This window comes from Pseudomonas sp. Ors-4-3C, assembly GCF_055755035.1.
The window spans coordinates 4870001-4886507 of sequence record NZ_CM146900.1 but is presented as its reverse complement, the minus strand read 5'-3'; the positions used below and the strand labels follow the sequence as shown (position 1 = coordinate 4886507).

The 16507-nt window shown below is 59.8% G+C and carries 18 protein-coding genes (1 of these 18 only partly in view); 8 read left to right on the top strand and 10 right to left on the bottom strand.

Annotation, left to right across the window (positions count from 1 at the left end; translation table 11 throughout):
- Positions 1-8 precede the first annotated feature (8 nt).
- On the bottom strand, positions 9-1919 hold the full coding sequence (gene estP / locus ACVHNU_RS22155) for an esterase EstP (RefSeq protein WP_473018306.1): 1911 nt from the start codon (positions 1917-1919) through the stop codon (positions 9-11).
- Positions 1920-2325: 406 nt separating this feature from the next.
- On the opposite strand from estP, the gene ACVHNU_RS22150 reads away from it, so the two are divergent.
- The 4 genes from ACVHNU_RS22150 (at position 2326) to ACVHNU_RS22135 (ending at position 5643) form a co-directional block, all read left to right on the top strand.
- Complete coding sequence (locus tag ACVHNU_RS22150) at positions 2326-2919, top strand: aminodeoxychorismate/anthranilate synthase component II (RefSeq protein ID WP_003228801.1); 594 nt, start codon at positions 2326-2328, stop codon at positions 2917-2919.
- 8 nt (positions 2920-2927) lie between these two features.
- Positions 2928-3977 (top strand): anthranilate phosphoribosyltransferase, encoded by a 1050-nt coding sequence (gene trpD / locus ACVHNU_RS22145; protein ID WP_003228800.1) that lies wholly within the window; start codon positions 2928-2930, stop codon positions 3975-3977.
- Positions 3974-4810, top strand: a complete 837-nt coding sequence (gene trpC, locus ACVHNU_RS22140; protein WP_262143357.1) for an indole-3-glycerol phosphate synthase TrpC — start codon at positions 3974-3976, stop codon at positions 4808-4810. Before trpD ends, trpC begins: the two co-directional genes overlap by 4 nt.
- Before the next feature lie 134 nt (positions 4811-4944).
- Positions 4945-5643, top strand: a complete 699-nt coding sequence (locus ACVHNU_RS22135; RefSeq protein WP_473018305.1) for a lipoate--protein ligase family protein — start codon at positions 4945-4947, stop codon at positions 5641-5643.
- 9 nt (positions 5644-5652) lie between these two features.
- On the opposite strand, the gene crp is transcribed toward ACVHNU_RS22135, so the two are convergent.
- Positions 5653-6297, bottom strand: coding sequence for a cAMP-activated global transcriptional regulator CRP (gene crp, locus ACVHNU_RS22130; protein ID WP_003228797.1), 645 nt, complete (start codon positions 6295-6297; stop codon positions 5653-5655).
- Positions 6298-6535: 238 nt separating this feature from the next.
- Here crp and ACVHNU_RS22125 point away from each other — a divergent pair, with 238 nt between their 5' ends.
- Positions 6536-6958, top strand: coding sequence for an OsmC family protein (locus tag ACVHNU_RS22125; RefSeq protein ID WP_003228794.1), 423 nt, complete (start codon positions 6536-6538; stop codon positions 6956-6958).
- A 237-nt stretch (positions 6959-7195) separates the two neighbouring features.
- A complete protein-coding gene (gene speD / locus ACVHNU_RS22120) occupies positions 7196-7990 on the top strand; it encodes an adenosylmethionine decarboxylase (RefSeq protein ID WP_003228791.1) in 795 nt (264 codons plus the stop codon).
- 117 nt (positions 7991-8107) lie between these two features.
- Here the strand turns inward: speD and coq7 are convergent, their stop codons facing one another.
- The 6 genes from coq7 to hemJ form a co-directional block, all read right to left on the bottom strand.
- A complete protein-coding gene (coq7, locus tag ACVHNU_RS22115; RefSeq protein WP_473018304.1) occupies positions 8108-8755 on the bottom strand; it encodes a 2-polyprenyl-3-methyl-6-methoxy-1,4-benzoquinone monooxygenase in 648 nt (215 codons plus the stop codon).
- A gap of 205 nt (positions 8756-8960) precedes the next feature.
- Positions 8961-9299, bottom strand: coding sequence for a histidine triad nucleotide-binding protein (locus ACVHNU_RS22110; protein WP_003228789.1), 339 nt, complete (start codon positions 9297-9299; stop codon positions 8961-8963).
- Positions 9300-9379: 80 nt separating this feature from the next.
- Positions 9380-10168 carry an SDR family NAD(P)-dependent oxidoreductase gene (locus tag ACVHNU_RS22105; protein WP_045122654.1) on the bottom strand — a complete coding sequence of 263 codons (789 nt, stop codon included), beginning with the start codon at positions 10166-10168 and terminating at the stop codon, positions 9380-9382.
- 61 nt (positions 10169-10229) lie between these two features.
- Positions 10230-11177, bottom strand: coding sequence for a DUF805 domain-containing protein (locus ACVHNU_RS22100; protein ID WP_473018303.1), 948 nt, complete (start codon positions 11175-11177; stop codon positions 10230-10232).
- Positions 11178-11256: 79 nt separating this feature from the next.
- A complete protein-coding gene (locus tag ACVHNU_RS22095; protein WP_210556567.1) occupies positions 11257-12225 on the bottom strand; it encodes an NAD(P)H-dependent flavin oxidoreductase in 969 nt (322 codons plus the stop codon).
- 35 nt (positions 12226-12260) lie between these two features.
- Positions 12261-12689 (bottom strand): protoporphyrinogen oxidase HemJ, encoded by a 429-nt coding sequence (gene hemJ / locus ACVHNU_RS22090; protein ID WP_098965883.1) that lies wholly within the window; start codon positions 12687-12689, stop codon positions 12261-12263.
- A 135-nt stretch (positions 12690-12824) separates the two neighbouring features.
- Between hemJ and argC the strand changes: the two genes are divergently transcribed.
- Together argC and erpA are read left to right on the top strand one after the other, a co-directional pair.
- Entirely contained in the window at positions 12825-13859 is a 1035-nt protein-coding gene (gene argC / locus ACVHNU_RS22085) for an N-acetyl-gamma-glutamyl-phosphate reductase (RefSeq protein ID WP_047296942.1), read from the top strand.
- Between the two features lie 168 nt (positions 13860-14027).
- Positions 14028-14378 (top strand): iron-sulfur cluster insertion protein ErpA, encoded by a 351-nt coding sequence (gene erpA, locus ACVHNU_RS22080; RefSeq protein ID WP_003228776.1) that lies wholly within the window; start codon positions 14028-14030, stop codon positions 14376-14378.
- Positions 14379-14455: 77 nt separating this feature from the next.
- On the opposite strand, the gene ACVHNU_RS22075 is transcribed toward erpA, so the two are convergent.
- Together ACVHNU_RS22075 and ACVHNU_RS22070 are read right to left on the bottom strand one after the other, a co-directional pair.
- Entirely contained in the window at positions 14456-15547 is a 1092-nt protein-coding gene (locus ACVHNU_RS22075; protein ID WP_473018302.1) for an anhydro-N-acetylmuramic acid kinase, read from the bottom strand.
- A gap of 3 nt (positions 15548-15550) precedes the next feature.
- Positions 15551-16507 carry the 3' portion of a peptidoglycan DD-metalloendopeptidase family protein gene (locus tag ACVHNU_RS22070; protein WP_003228772.1) on the bottom strand. Its footprint extends 468 nt past the window's final position, so only the last 957 of its 1425 coding nucleotides appear in the window; the start codon falls outside the window, past its right edge — the gene reads right to left on this strand; its stop codon occupies positions 15551-15553.

Below are 16507 nucleotides of genomic sequence, written 5' to 3'. Positions count from 1 at the left end.
CCTACAGATCAGAAATCCAGACTGACCCCCACGTTCACCCCTTGCTGGGTGAAGTCATCATCCTTGCGCACGTTGTAGCTGGCGCGCAACGCCAAATCCTGCGTGAGCTTGTGGCTCACGCCCAGGTTCAGGCGATTGAGGTTGGTCTGCGGCTCGTAGCCTTCGAGGGTAAAGCGATTACCTGGCAGGCTGTTGAGGTTGATGGTCAGATCCTGGCGGTCGTCGTTGTACTCACGCTCGTGAGCGAATTCGCCGAACACTTCGGTCTGCGCGGTGATCTGGTACTTGCCTTGAATACCCAGGCCCAGACGCCGCGAGTTGCGTGACTGGTCATCGAAGGTCAGCGCTGTGGCGTCCGCGCCTTTTTCCGAATAACCATCGACTTCAGTCTTGCCGAAGTCGGCGCTGACAAACGGCGACAGGTGCCACGGACTGCTGGCCTGCTGCGCAATGTCGTAGCCGATGCGGCCGCTGATCGCCAGTACATAGCCGTCGGTGTCGCCTTTCTCCCCGCGCTCGTTGACCCCGAGCTGGAATTTACGCTTGAGACTGTCATAGTCGAGTTTGCCGGCGGTCATCGCCAGGTCGCCCCACCAGCGATCTTGCTGGTACTGGGCGAACGCGGTGCCCATGTAGGAGTTGAGTTTGTATTCGGAGTCAGCGTCGCCGGCTTCGAGTTTCTGGTGGTAGAGACCCGCGGCCAGACCGACCCGCCAGGCTTCGTTGACGCGATAGCTGCCGCCGATGTTCAGGTTATAGCCATTGCCATCGGCACTGGCTGCGCTGTGCTGGCTGTCGAAATCCTGATGTTGGCCGCCACCGGCGACAATCGCCCGCCATTGGCCGATGCCCTGCCAGTTTTCCCAGTCGGCCAGCCATTGATTGCGCAATTCGTCCTGGTGCGCGCGCAAGGCGCCTTGAGCCATTTCCGGCAGCAGGGTCAGTTCCCACGGGGCGGCCAGCAGGGAGTAGGCGTAGTCGGCGATCAGGCGTTGGCCGGCTTCGGTCGGGTGTACTGAGTCGTTGTAGATCAATTTGTACGGATCCGGCGTGGCACTGTTGATGCCGTATCGGGCGTTCTCGGTGCAGCTGTTACCGCTGAAGCAGGTGGCGGTCAGGTTCTGGTCGGTGGCGAGACCGAACTGCGCCGGGTTGGCGAACACTTCCTTGAGCAGCACTGGAATGTTGAGCGGGATGATTTCAGCGTTGATGCCCTGCAGCTGGCTGACCAGTTCGGTGTTGAACTGCGCGCTGAGCTGCGAGGTGAAACCCTGCAGCGGCGAGCCGTTGATCGCCGGGGTCAGACCGATGTCCGGCAGTAGCCAGACCATGATGTATTTGGCCCCGGCGCCTTGCAGTGTGCGTACGCTGTCGGCCAGGCGATCGGCTGCTGAACTGGCCTGATCGAGGCTGAGCACGCGACCTTGCAGGAAGTCGTTGCCGCCACCGGACAGGTAATACAGCGCGTTCGGATCGGCACGGAAGCCGTTCGACGGCAGGTAACCGGCGCGGGTGCGTTCACCGGTGGCCGACTCCGTGGTGATCGAGTCGAGAATCTGGTCAGTGCGATAGCCGCCGACCGCCCAGTTGTTGCCATCGGGCAAACCTTCGCTGGCGCGTACCGCCGAGGATGAAGAGGCGGTCTGGTTCGGATTGAAACCCAGCTTGCCGCCAATGATCTGGGTGGCATTAAGATCTCGGTTTTCCCCGGTTCCATCCTTGTAAAGCGGGCCGGTGCGGTTGGTGTAGCGCTGGGTGGCGCCGGCAGGGCCGCCCGGGTCGCTGAAGGTCCCGGCATCGTTCAGACTGTCGCCGAACACGATGAAGTTGGAATAGGGCGCGGGTGCTGCGTAAGCCTGGGCGCAAGCCATGGCGAGCAGGCATCCGGCAAGCGGTACGAACAACGTCTGTTTGATCATGAGCAAGTCCGTTTATTTATTGTTGTAGTGAACAAAACGACAGTACCAAAAACTTCCGGCCTTTTGCCATCGGTCGCGAACACCCCTGTTGTTTTGCCCCCCGTCAGCCCCGCCATATTGCACGCTCTGCCCAGCTAAGTTACTGTGCCGGAACGTATGAACGAGACCTTCCCCGTGTTGATCGTCAGCAAACTTCTGGATCAAGTCATCAAGGCACACGCCCGTTGGCGTTGGCGCGCCTGAATCTTTTCTGCCGGCCCGGCCGGATCTGTATCGCTTTGCCTTCCTTGCCCGTTTGAAATACCGCTGTGCCGACGCCACCTGTGCGTCCGACATCGTGCAGCGCCCTGCGGGCAAGTCATTCGAAGGCTGTCTTCAAGTCAGAATTCAAGAGGTTCGAAACGCCATGTTGCTGATGATCGACAACTACGACTCCTTTACTTACAACGTTGTGCAATACCTCGGCGAGCTGGGGGCCGAGGTCAAGGTCGTGCGCAACGACGAACTGACCATCGCTGAAATCGAAGCGCTCAACCCGGAGCGCATCGTGGTCTCGCCAGGCCCATGCACGCCGACTGAAGCCGGCATTTCCATCGAAGCCATCAAACATTTCGCCGGCAAACTGCCGATCCTTGGCGTCTGCCTGGGCCATCAGTCCATCGGTCAGGCCTTCGGCGGCGATGTCGTGCGTGCCCGTCAGGTAATGCACGGTAAGACTAGCCCGGTATTCCACGAGGACAAGGGCGTTTTTGCCGGTCTGAATCATCCGCTGACGGTTACCCGCTACCACTCGCTGATCGTCAAACACGATACTTTGCCCGAGTGCCTGGAGCTGACCGCGTGGACGCAGCACGACGACGGCTCGGTCGATGAAATCATGGGCCTGCGTCACAAGACCCTGAACATTGAGGGCGTACAGTTCCACCCTGAATCGATCCTGACTGAACAGGGCCATGAACTGTTTGCCAACTTCCTCAAACAAACCGGCGGCACGCGCTAAGGACTTCCATGAACATCAAGACAGCCCTGAGCCGTATCGTCGAACACCTCGACCTCAGCACCGAAGAAATGCGCGACGTGATGCGCGAAATCATGACCGGTCAATGCACCGAGGCGCAGATTGGCGCGTTCATGATGGCGATGCGCATGAAGAGCGAGAGCATCGACGAAATCGTCGGCGCGGTTTCCGTGATGCGTGAGCTGGCCGATCAGGTCGAACTCAAGACCCTCGACGGCGTGGTCGATGTGGTCGGCACCGGCGGTGACGGTGCGAACATTTTCAACGTATCGACGGCCTCCGCGTTCGTCGTCGCGGCAGCCGGTTGCACCGTGGCCAAGCACGGCAACCGTGCAGTGTCGGGCAAAAGCGGCAGCGCCGACCTGCTGGAAGCAGCCGGTATCTACCTGAACCTGACGCCGGTACAGGTCGCCCGTTGCATCGACAACGTCGGCATCGGTTTCATGTTTGCCCAGACTCACCACAAAGCCATGAAGTACGCCGCCGGCCCGCGCCGCGATCTCGGCCTGCGTACGCTGTTCAACATGCTCGGCCCGCTTACGAATCCGGCCGGTGTGAAACATCAGGTGGTGGGCGTGTTTACGCCTGCGCTGTGCCGGCCATTGGCCGAAGTCTTGCAGCGCCTGGGCAGCAAGCACGTACTGGTGGTGCATTCGAAGGACGGTCTGGACGAGTTCAGTCTCGCCGCGCCGACCTTCGTCGCTGAACTGAAGAACAACGAAATCACCGAATATTGGGTCGAGCCGGAAGATCTGGGCATGAAGAGCCAGAGCCTGCACGGTCTGTCGGTCGAAGGCCCGGAAGCTTCGCTGGCGCTGATCCGCGATGCACTGGGCAAGCGCAAGACCGAAAACGGCCAGAAGGCTGCCGAAATGATTGTGCTCAATGCCGGTGCGGCGCTGTACGCGGCTGACCTGGCGACCAGTCTCAAAGAAGGCGTGGCACTTGCGCACGATGCTCTGCACACCGGTCTTGCTCGGGAAAAACTCGAGGAGTTGGGTGCCTTTACCGCGGTATTCAAAGTGGAGAATGAGGGATGAGTGTACCGACGGTTCTGGAAAACATTCTGGCGCGCAAAGTCCAGGAAGTCGCCGAGCGCAGCGCTCGCGTCAGCCTGAGCGAGCTGGAAAGTCTGGCCAAGGCGGCCGATGCACCCCGTGGTTTTGCCCAGGCCCTGCTGGCGCAGGCCAAGACGAAGCAACCGGCGGTGATCGCCGAAATCAAAAAGGCTTCGCCGAGCAAAGGCGTGATCCGCGAAAACTTCGTGCCTGCCGATATCGCCAAGAGCTACGAGAAGGGCGGGGCGACCTGTCTTTCCGTGCTGACCGATATCGACTACTTCCAGGGCGCTGATGTCTACCTGCAACAGGCCCGCGCCGCGTGCAAATTGCCGGTGATCCGCAAGGACTTCATGATCGATCCGTACCAGATCGTCGAAGCCCGCGCGCTGGGCGCCGACTGCGTGCTGCTGATCGTCTCCGCACTGGACGACGTGAAAATGGCCGAGCTGGCCTCGGTTGCCAAAGGCGTCGGTCTCGATGTGCTGGTGGAAGTACACGATGGCGATGAGCTGGAACGCGCATTGAAAACCCTCGACACGCCACTGGTCGGGGTCAACAACCGTAACCTGCACACCTTCGACGTCAGCCTGGAAACCACCCTCGACCTGCTGCCGCGCATCCCGCGCGATCGCCTGGTGATCACCGAGAGCGGCATTCTCAACCGTGCCGATGTCGAGCTGATGGAAATCAGCGACGTCTACGCATTCCTGGTCGGCGAAGCGTTCATGCGCGCGGAAAGCCCGGGCACCGAACTGCAGCGCCTGTTCTTCCCGGAGCGTGGTGTACCGGTCAGTGGTTCGACCCTCGACTGACTCAGTCAGACCGAGTAGACGCCATCGCGAGCAGGCTCACTCCTACACTTGGAATGCGTTCCCCCTGTAGGAGTGAGCCTGCTCGCGATGACGACATAAGTTTCACCTCAGACTGAACGTCCTACGGAAACCTTATGATCCCTGCCTCCCTCACCATCGAAGCCGGCCTGCAAGCCGAACAAGACTTGTTGGCCTCGATCTGTGCCGGCGATGCCGAATTCGGCCTGCTGTTCTGGCAACCCAGTGATCGCGCCTTGGTCATGCCGCGTCGCCTCAATCGTCTGCCCGGTTTCGAGCATGCCTGCGAAGTCTCCGCTGCTGCCGGTTGGCCGGTATTGCTGCGGGAAACCGGTGGTGAACCGGTCCCGCAATCCGCCTCAACCGTCAACATCGCGTTGGTCTACGCCCCGCCCCGCAGCGAGGGTGATCTGAACCGCATCGAAACCGGCTACCGGCGTCTGTGCGATCCGATCTGCGAGTTGCTGGATGAGTTGGGCGGCACGTCGTCGTTGGGCGAAATCGCCGGCGCGTTCTGCGACGGTCGTTTCAATGTCAATCTCGATGGCCGCAAGATGGTTGGCACCGCTCAGCGCTGGCGCCAGAGTCAGGGCGGTCAGCGTCCGGTGGGGCTGGTGCATGGGGCGATGCTGATGGATAACGAGCGCGAGTCGATGGTCGCGGCGGTCAATCGCTTCAACGAGGCTTGCGGTCTGGAGCAGCGGGTACGGGCCGAAAGCCACATCGCCCTGCATGAGAAGTTCGTCGCGCCAACGGCTTTGGCGCGTCTTGATGAACTGTTTCGACTGATGCTGGCGCAGGTCTACGGCGCCTGAGTAGCGCGCTTAGCGCGTGCCGAAGACCACCATGGTCTTGCCTTTCACATCGACCAGGTTGCGTTCTTCAAGATCCTTGAGCACGCGACCGACCATCTCCCGCGAACAACCGACAATCCGCCCGATTTCCTGACGCGTCACCTTGATCTGCATGCCGTCCGGGTGGGTCATCGCGTCAGGTTGCTTGCACAACTCCAGCAGGCAACGGGCCACGCGACCGGTGACATCGAAGAACGCCAGGTCGCCGACCTTGCGCGTGGTATTGCGCAGGCGTTGTGCGATTTGTCCGCTGAGAACGTAAAGAATGTCTGGATCCTGCTGCGACAATTCGCGGAACTTCACGTAGCTGATTTCGGCGATTTCACATTCAACCTTGGCCCGCACCCAGGCACTACGCTCCTGCTCCTGACCCGCTTGTTCGAACAGCCCCAGCTCGCCGAAGAAGTCCCCGGCGTTGAGGTAGGCGATGATCATTTCGCGACCGTCGTCATCTTCGATGAGGATCGTCACCGAGCCCTTGATGATGAAGTACAGCGTGTCCGAGCGATCGCCGGCGCAGATGATGTTGCTCTTGGCCGCATGGCGACGGCGCTGGCAATGCATCAACAGCTTGTCGAGGTTCTTGATTTTGGGTGTGGGGGTAATAGCAACCATGGTTGTATCCCGAAAAGACTGCACGGTGATGTTTGATTTTTTATGAGGCGCTGAAGGCGGTCGCTACACAGGCTGACAATTGGCGCCAGCGAATTGGCGCCAGCTTACCAGACACTTCGTCGAAAATTCGAGAAATTACCTACACCGCAGAGGCATCCGTCCTAGGAACGCCAAGCGCTGTCAGAGCAAGGGCCTGTGCTAAGCTGGCGACCCTTTTTTCTACAGTGGAGTCTTGGCGATGAAGGCACGCATCCAATGGGCTGGCGAAGCCATGTTCCTCGGCGAATCCGGTAGCGGTCATGTCGTGGTCATGGACGGTCCGCCGGACGCCGGTGGTCGTAATCTGGGTGTTCGCCCGATGGAAATGCTCCTGCTGGGCGTTGGCGGTTGCAGCAACTTCGACGTGGTCAGCATTCTGAAGAAGTCGCGTCAGGCGGTTGAAAGCTGCGAAGCGTTCCTCGAAGCCGAGCGCGCGACCGAAGATCCGAAGGTGTTCACCAAGATCCACATGCACTTCGTGGTCAAGGGCCGGGGCCTGAAAGAAGCCCAGGTCAAGCGCGCCATCGAACTGTCTGCCGAGAAGTATTGCTCGGCCTCGATCATGCTCGGCGCGGCCGGCGTGGCGATCACTCACGATTATGAAATCGTCGAACTCGGCTGAGCCGACATTCAACTATCATAAAAGCAGTGCAGACTCTGGCGATCCCTCGCTGACGTCTGCATAATGCGCCACTTTTTTCAGGGCAGTGATCGGTCAGCCGACGGGTCATCCGCCTGAACAGATAACCAAAATCGCCATCGCGAAGAGGTGTTAACCGTCCTACGCAGGTGCGTTGTTCGCACTTGACGGGCATGCTTGATCACGCGGCCGGGCCGCATACATAGAGAGTTTTTAACGGTGAAAAGCAAACTCAAGCTCCACGGGTTCAATAACCTGACAAAGACCTTGAGCTTCAACATCTATGACATCTGCTACGCGGAAACCCCGCAAGACCAGCAGGCTTACGTCGAGTACATCAATCAAGAGTACAACGCCGAACGCCTGACGCAGATTCTCACGGAAGTTGTCGAAATCATTGGTGCCAACATTCTGAACATTGCCAGTCAGAATTATGAGCCTCAGGGTGCCAGCGTCACGATTCTGATCTCGGAAGAGCCGGTGACCCCGACTGACAGCCAGATCGAAGAGTCCCCGGGTCCATTGCCCGAAATCATCCTTGCCCACCTCGACAAGAGTCACATCACGGTGCATACCTATCCGGAAATCCATCCGGACGCCGGTATCGCGACGTTCCGTGTGGACATCGACGTGTCGACCTGTGGTGTCATTTCACCGCTTAAAGCGCTCAACTTCCTCATTCACCAGTTCGATTCGGACATCGTGACCGTGGATTACCGTGTGCGCGGCTTTACCCGTGACGTTGAAGGCAACAAGCACTTCATCGACCACGAGATCAACTCGATCCAGAACTACCTTTCCGAAGACACTCGCGACGCGTACCAGATGACCGACGTGAACGTGTACCAGGAAAACCTGTTCCACACGAAAATGCTGCTGAAGAACTTCGAACTGGACAACTACCTGTTCGGCGACGCCACCAGCAATCTGTCGTCCGAGCAGCGCGCTCAGGTGACCGAACGTGTGAAACACGAAATGCTGGAAATCTTCTACGCGCGCAACATGCCGACGTAAGATTCCCGGGCACAAAAAAGGCGACTACCGTGCGGTAGTCGCCTTTTTATTGCCGAAAAACAGAACCCTGTGGGAGCGGGCTTGCTCGCGAAGAGGCCCTTTGTGGCAATACAGATCTCAAATTCGATAAGTACTCTTGGTCATCACCTTCGCCAGCAGGCTCATTCCGAACTTCACCGGCGCCGGAAAGCGGAAACCACCCGCATCCAGTGCACTCTCCGCATGATGTTCTTCATCAATGCGCATCTGCTCCAGAATCGCCCGGGACTTCTCGTCCTCGGCCGGTAATTGCTCCAGGTGTTCGTTCAAGTGCTTGCACACCTGATGCTCAGTGGCCGCGACGAAACCGAGGCTGACCTTGTCACTGATCAGGCCGGCCACAGCGCCAATGCCGAACGACATCCCGTAGAACAACGGATTGAGCACGCTGGTATGGCTGCCCAGTTGATGGATGCGCTGTTCGCACCACACCAGATGGTCGATTTCTTCTTCGGCGGCGTGTTCCATGGCCGCACGTACCTGCGGCAACTTGGCGGTCAGCGCCTGCCCCTGGTACAGCGCCTGGGCGCAGACTTCACCGGTGTGGTTGATGCGCATCAGGCCGGCGACGTGGCGGGTGTCTTCTTCGCTCATCTGCACATCCGGCTGCACGATGGCGGGTGACGGGCGGTACGGCTGGCCACTGAAGGGCAGCAGGGTGCGCATCGCGGCATCGGCTTGCAGCAGAAGACGGTCAATCGGCGAGTAGTGACGTTGGGTAGTCATGCTGACCTCCGGGAAAAATCTCGACGGCCAGTTTAACCGAATCGGCCGGGGAAGGTTTGCGCTGGGTCATTTGCCATGCGGAGAGCACGGTGGTGTTTGTGTGGGAGCGGGCTTGCTCGCGAAGACGTCAGCACATTCAAAGTATCAGTGCCAGACAATCCGCTTTCGCGAGCAAGCCCGCTCCCACAGGGTCTGATGCAGTGAATCAGCCCGGTGGCCAGTTCATCTGACGCTGACCGAGTACGTGCATATGAATGTGATAGACGGTCTGCCCACCCTTTTCATTGCAGTTCATCACGACCCGGAAGCCTTCCTCGCAGCCCAGCTCCAGTGCCAGACGCTGGGCAGTGAACAGGATGTGCCCGGCCAGTGCCTTGTCGTCTTCGGTCAGGTCATTGAGGGTACGCACCGGTTTCTTCGGGATCACCAGAAAATGCACCGGTGCCTGAGGAGCGATGTCGTGGAACGCCAGAACCTGGTCGTCTTCGTAAATGATCTTGGCCGGGATCTCCCGGTTGATGATCTTGGTGAACAGAGTATCCACTGCTGTTTTCTCCGTTGTGTGGGCTGGCCTGAGTGTACGCATGGGGAATGCCCCCGCCCAGTGTTTTGCCGTAGGACAGTTCAGCGCGGGCAGTAAGCCTTGTTGACCATGCCGACAAGGGTGCGATTGAGCCAGCGCGAGCCGAGGCGTGGCAGGAAGGCGAACCAGCGATTGCGCCTCCCGGGAATGATGATGGCGCGGTTTTTTTCCAGCGCCCGCACGGTGTACAGCGCGACTTCCTCGGGACTCATCAGCAGCTTGCTGTCCTTGAGTTTGTCGCTGTTGAGCTGCGCCGTGCGGAAAAATGCAGTGCGGGTCGGGCCGGGGCAAAGCACCGAAACCTTGACCGCGCTCTGTTTGAGCTCGACCCGCAGGGCTTCGGAGAAGTGCAATACGTAGGCTTTGCTGGCGTAATAAGTGCTCATCCACGGACCGGGATTGAAAGCCGCCACCGAGGCGACGTTGAGAATCTGCCCGCCGCCCTGCAGCGCCATGCTGTTGCCAATGGCGTGGCACAGGCGGGTGAGGGCGAGGATGTTGACTTCTATCAGGTCCTGCTCGGTCATCCAGTCCTGGGCGAGGAATGGGCCGCAGGTGCCGATGCCAGCGCAATTGACCAGCAGATCGATCTGCCGGTCGCCTTCTTCCAGTTCCAGCAGGAACCCGGACAAGCGCAATGGCTCGCCCAGGTCGCAGGCACGGAACAACACCTCCACGCCAAAGCGCTGGGTCAGTTCGATCGCGATACTTTCCAGCTGATCACGCTGGCGAGCCACCAGAATCAGGCTGCGGCCGCGCCGGGCCAGAGCTTCAGCCAGGGCCAGGCCGATGCCGCTGGAGGCGCCAGTGATCAGAGCGTAACGGGTCATGCAATTCTCCATCGCAACAGCTCCGCGCCAGCGACGCAGGTGTCACGGCGGGGAGCGCTGTTCATTCTTTCGCAGAGTCTACAGGGGCCGGGGCCGCTTCGGCTGCATCGTCCACGGAATTCGCCGGTTCAGTCTCGACCTCGACTTCATCGGTGGTGACCGAGCCGCTTTCGTAGCTGCTCTCAAGGTTGCTTTCGTATTCCTGCTGAATGGCCGAGATGCCGCCGAGCATGCCGCCGGCAAATACCAGGGCGAAGAACACGATCCACAACGAGCACAACACTTTGACCGCGGTACTGTTGGGCGGCGGCGGCGGGCCGTAGCGGTTGGCGCCAGTGTTGCCCGGTACGACCATGATCACCAGCGGGAAGAAGCTGCCCACGAACGGCACCAGGTTCAGCAGCCACAGCCAGCCGGACCATCCGATATCGTGCAGGCGCTGCACGCTGAACAGGATGCTGACAATGATGAAGCCGAGGAACAGGAAGAACGCGAATATCCCGCCGATGATCAGACCGGTGGTGGAGTCGCCACTGACCAGTCCGAGCGCGAGCAGAGCGAATATGCCAACGATCGGCAGGGTTACCAGGCTCAGTACCATTGTCCAGGCCAAAAACCGCAGGCGACCGATCCGGCCTTCAACGCTGAAGGGCTTGAGCACAGCGAAGGCCGGCAGGTTCTCGCCAACCTCGGCGCGTGGTGGTGCGTAGGGGGATGCTGGTTCTGCAATGACGGGCTGATGTTCGTGCACGTCCGCCAGATTCAGCGCGATTGCCGTTTCCGCCTCGATCCGCGCGTCGATCCCGGTTTTGCTCAGTGCTTGCAGATACGTCTGCGCATCACTGTGAGTCAGGTCGCGCTTGAGGGCGACGGTGCTGCCGTTGAACAGGCGCTCGATGGCAGCGACATCGCTTTTGAACAGGGCCGCCAGATTGAGCTTGGCGGTGGTGAGATCGACGCCGGGCTGCAGAGCACCGTCGAAAACGATCTTGTAACGAGGTTCGCTCATGGTCGGGGCATCCTTGTCGCGAATCAATTGAAAGTCAGCAAGTGTAAGGCCAGTCGGTCGATCACTGGCCTGATTTTTCTCAGCGCGGCCAGCGTTTGGGCAATTGCGCCGCGCGTTCCAGCGCCTGACGATATTCCGCGTCGAGCCGGGCGATCAACTGGTCGACGCTCGGCAGGTCGTCAATCTGGCCTACGCCCTGGCCGGCCGACCACACAGTCTTCCAGGCCTTGGCTTCGTCGTTGATCGGCTTGAGCTTGTCACCGAAGTTGACTTCGCCCTTGCCTTGCAGCGCGGCCATGTCGAAACCTGCCGCCTCCAGGCTTTGGCGCATGAAGCTGGCCGGCACGCCAGAGACGGCAGGAGTATGAATGATGTCCGCCGCCTTGGCCGTCAGCAGCATGTCCTTGTAGGCGTCAGGCGCATGACTTTCGGTGGTGCCGATAAATCGCGTGCCGAAGTAGGCCAGATCCGCGCCGAGCAGTTGTGCGGCCAGGATCTCATGACCGTGGTTCAGACATCCTGCAAGCAGCAGGGTTTTGTCGAAGAACTCGCGGATCTCGGCGATCAGCGCAAACGGGCTCCAGGTGCCGGCATGGCCCCCGGCGCCCGCCGCAACAGCGATCAAACCGTCGACTCCGGCTTCGGCGGCCTTCTCGGCATGCCGGCGCGTGGTCACATCGTGGAACACCAGACCACCGTAACTGTGAACTGCGTCGACCAGTTCCTTCACTGCGCCAAGGCTGGTGATGACAATCGGCACCTTGTGCTCGACACAAATGTTCAGGTCCGCCTGCAGGCGCGGGTTGCTGTTGTGCACGATCAGGTTCACGGCATACGGCGCCGGGTTGTCCAGCGTCGCCAGTCCCGCTTCGATCTGCTCCAGCCAGGCTTTGAATCCGCTGCTTTCGCGTTGGTTCAGCGCCGGGAAACTGCCGACCACGCCGTTACGGCAGCAGGCGAGTACCAGCTCCGGGTTGGAGATCAGGAACATCGGCGCTGCCACTACCGGCAGGCGCAGACGTTGTTCGAGCAGAGCGGGCAGCGACATTGGAAATCCCCCGAGGTGTTATGCCTGTATAGAAGTTAGAACGGCTTGACCACGACCAGAATTACGATAGCCAGCAATATCAGAACCGGCACTTCATTGAACCAGCGATAAAAGACATGGCTGCGGGTGTTCTCGCCACGGGCGAAGCGTTTTACCTGCGCACCGCACATGTGGTGGTAACCGATCAGCAAGACCACCAGGGTCAGCTTGGCGTGAATCCAGCCGCCCATGCTGAAGATGCCCGGATTGAGGTAGATCAGCCAGCCGCCGAAGATCAGCGTGGCGATCATCGCCGGGCCCATGATGCCGCGATACAGCTTGCGCTCCATGACGCTGAAGCGTTCCTTGCTGATCGCGTCTTCACTTTGCGCGTGATAAACGAACAGCCGGGGCAGATAGAACAGCCCGGCAAACCAGCACACGACACTGACGATGTGAAACGCTTTGATCCACAGATAGAGCATTTTTAGTTATTCCCAGGTTCACGGTAGCCGGGATAGTAGAGGCTTGAGCGTCCGCACGTCACCTTGATGGTTGTCGCAGGGGCGCGCGGCCCCTATTATCGACGGCTTTCCAGTGGGTTCGTTGAGGGCAGGTTTATGGTCAAGGTCGGTATCGTCGGCGGCACGGGTTACACCGGTGTCGAACTGCTGCGTCTGTTGGCACAGCATCCGCAGGCAGAAGTGGTGGTGATCACTTCCCGATCCGAGGCCGGTCTGGCCGTGGCTGACATGTACCCGAACCTGCGCGGCCACTACGACGGTCTGGCGTTCAGCGTTCCCGATATCAAGACCCTTGGCGCTTGTGATGTGGTGTTCTTCGCCACTCCGCACGGTGTTGCCCATGCCTTGGCCGGTGAATTGCTGGCGGCGGGCACCAAGGTCATCGATCTGTCAGCGGACTTCCGTCTGCAGGACGCTGAAGAATGGGCCAAGTGGTACGGCCAGCCACACGGTGCGCCGGAATTGCTGGACGAGGCGGTCTACGGTCTGCCGGAAGTCAATCGCGAGCAGATCAAGAAGGCTCGTCTGATCGCCGTTCCCGGCTGCTATCCAACCGCTACGCAGTTGGGTTTCCTGCCGCTGCTTGAGGCGGGGCTGGCTGACACTTCGCGTCTGATCGCTGACTGCAAATCCGGCGTCAGCGGTGCCGGTCGCGGCGCGTCTGTAGGCTCGCTGTACTCCGAGACGTCGGAAAGCATGAAGGCTTACGCGGTAAAAGGTCACCGTCATCTGCCGGAAATTCGCCAGGGTCTGCGTCGCGCTGCCGGTAAGGACGTTGGTCTGACCTTTGTGCCGCACCTGACGCCGATGATCCGTGGCATTCACTCCACGCTCTATGCGACCGTGGTCGATCGTTCGGTGGATCTGCAGGCGCTGTTTGAAAAGCGTTATGCCAACGAACCGTTTGTCGATGTGATGCCGGCCGGCAGCCATCCGGAAACCCGCAGCGTACGTGGCGCCAATGTCTGCCGCATTGCAGTACATCGTCCGCAGGATGGTGATTTGGTGGTGGTGCTGTCGGTGATCGACAACCTGGTCAAAGGCGCGTCGGGTCAGGCGGTGCAGAACATGAATATCCTGTTCGGCCTGGATGAGCGCTTCGGCCTGTCCCACGCCGGCATGCTGCCGTAACACTTTCGGCAACACAGCAATAAGGCCCGTCAAACGGGCCTTTTTGCATTCTGGGCAGTTGGTCGGGTTTATTGATATACCGTAACAATAGTTGACCGATTTTCTAGGACAAGCGGATAATGCGCGTCATCACGCATTATGGCGGCGTAACGCCGGGAGATAGTCAGCATGAGCGTCGAATCCTTCACCCCCACGGCTTTGCAATTCACCCAAGGTGCTGCGCACAAGGTGAAGAGCCTGGTCGATGAAGAGGGGAATGATCGCTTGAAGCTGCGCGTATTCGTTACGGGCGGCGGTTGTTCGGGGTTTCAGTACGGCTTCACCTTCGATGAGGATGTGGCCGAGGACGACACCATCGTCGAGCGCGAAGGCGTGAGTCTGGTGGTCGATCCGATGAGTTTCCAGTACCTGGCGGGTGCCGAAGTGGACTACCAGGAAGGTCTGGAAGGTTCGCGCTTTGTGATCAAGAACCCGAACGCCACCACGACCTGTGGTTGCGGCTCTTCGTTCTCGATCTGATCGCACCTCGCTACACACAACAAAACGCCGCAGAGCCTTACGGTTCTGCGGCGTTTTTTTTGTTGTCGGCGTTTTGTTCAGTTGGGGTAAATGGCGCCGAGTATCCGCAGGCCTTTGGCGCCGGTGACGCTCGGACGGTTGGCGGCAATGCCTTCGAGGCAGCAATGGGCCAGCCAGGCGAAGGCCATTGCCTCGACCCAGTCCGGATCGACGCCGTGAGTGGCGGTGCTGGCCACGGTAGCGTTTGGCAACAGGTCGGCCAGACGCTTCATCAGCGTGACGTTGTGAGCGCCGCCGCCGCAGACCAGCATTTCCCGGGTATCGGCTTGAGCGGTTTGCAGCGACTCGACAATGGTCAGCGCCGTCAGTTCGAGCAGCGTTGCCTGGACGTTTTCAGGGGCGAAGCTCGGTAGCTCTGAGAGATGGTGTTCCAGCCAGGGCAGGTTGAACACTTCCCGGCCAGTACTCTTTGGACCTTTGGTCACGAAGAACGGATCGCTGAGCAGCGCTTTCAGCAAGACTGGCTCGACAGTGCCGGTGGCTGCCCACTGACCGTTGCGATCATAGTTCTCGCCGCGTTGCTGATGAATCCAGGCATCCATCAGCACATTCCCAGGGCCACAGTCGAAACCGGCTACAGGCCTGGTCGGCTCAATCAGACTCAGATTGCTGAAACCGCCGACATTCAAGACTGCACGGTTACCGCTACGCTCTTCGAACAAAGCTTCATGGAAGGCAGGCACCAGCGGCGCACCCTGGCCGCCAGCAGCCACATCACGGCTGCGGAAGTCACTGATCACGGTGATGCCGGTCAACTCGGTCAGTAGTGCGGGATTGCCGATTTGCACGGTGAAGCCGCGAGCGGGCTCATGGCGAATGGTCTGACCGTGGCTGCCGATTGCGCGAATGGCTTCAGGTTTGAGTTGCTGCTGATCGAGGAGGGTGTTGATGCCCTGTGCGGCGAGTTTTACCCAGTGCTGCTGGGCGAGCGCCGAGCGGGCGATCTCGTCAGGGCCGCTGACGCACAGGCCAAGCAGCTCGGTGCGCAGGGATTCGGGCATGGGGATGTAGTGCGTGGCGATCAGTCTGATCGCCGAGGTCTGCTCGATCAGGGCGATGTCCAGCCCGTCGAGACTGGTGCCGGACATCACGCCGATATAAAGAGCCATGCCTTAGCGCTTGCTCGAAGCCAGCATGGTGGCCTTCTCTTGGTCCATGCGGGCCATCAATGGCTGGCTCTGTGCAAGGAAGCGTGCGCGCTCGGATTTGGCGATCGGATCAGCCATCGGCAGCTTCTGGCCCAGCGGGTCGACGTGAACGCCGTTGACCTGGAACTCGTAGTGCAAGTGCGGTCCGGTGGACAGGCCGGTGGTACCGATATAGCCGATTACCTGGCCCTGCTTGACGGTGCCGCCGGTTTTCACGCCCTTGGCGAAGCCTTGCATGTGGCCATACAACGTGCGGTAGGTGTTGCCATGCTGGATGATCACCGTGTTGCCGTAGCCACCGCGGCGACCAGCCAGCAACACCTTGCCGTCACCGGCAGCCTTGATTGGCGTACCGCGTGGCGCTGCGTAATCGACGCCTTTGTGGGCGCGGATCTTGTTGAGGATCGGGTGTTTGCGGCCCATGGAGAATTTCGAACTGATGCGGGCGAAGTCCACCGGGGTACGGATGAACGCCTTGCGCATGCTGTTGCCATCGGCGGTGTAATAGCTGCTGTTGCCTTGTTTATTGGTGTAACGCACGGCGGTGTAGGTCTTGCCGCGGTTGGTGAAGCGCGCAGACAGGATCGGGCCGGTGCCCACTGCCTTGCCGTTGACCACTTTCTGCTCGTAGATCACGTCGAATTCGTCACCCTGGCGGATGTCCTGTGCAAAGTCGACGTCGTAGCCGAATACGCTGGCCATATCCATGGTCAGGCTATGGGACAGGCCTGCGCGGGCAGCGGATTGTGACAGTGAGCTATTGATCACGCCGTGCACGTAAGCCGTGCGAACGGTAGGTTTAGCGGTGACGCGGTTGAACGCATAGCCCTTGTCGTTCTTGGTCAGGGTAATGGTTTCTACGTCGCTGACCTTGCTGTGCAGGCTGGTCAGTTGGCCTTGCGGGTTCAGTTCGAACTCGAG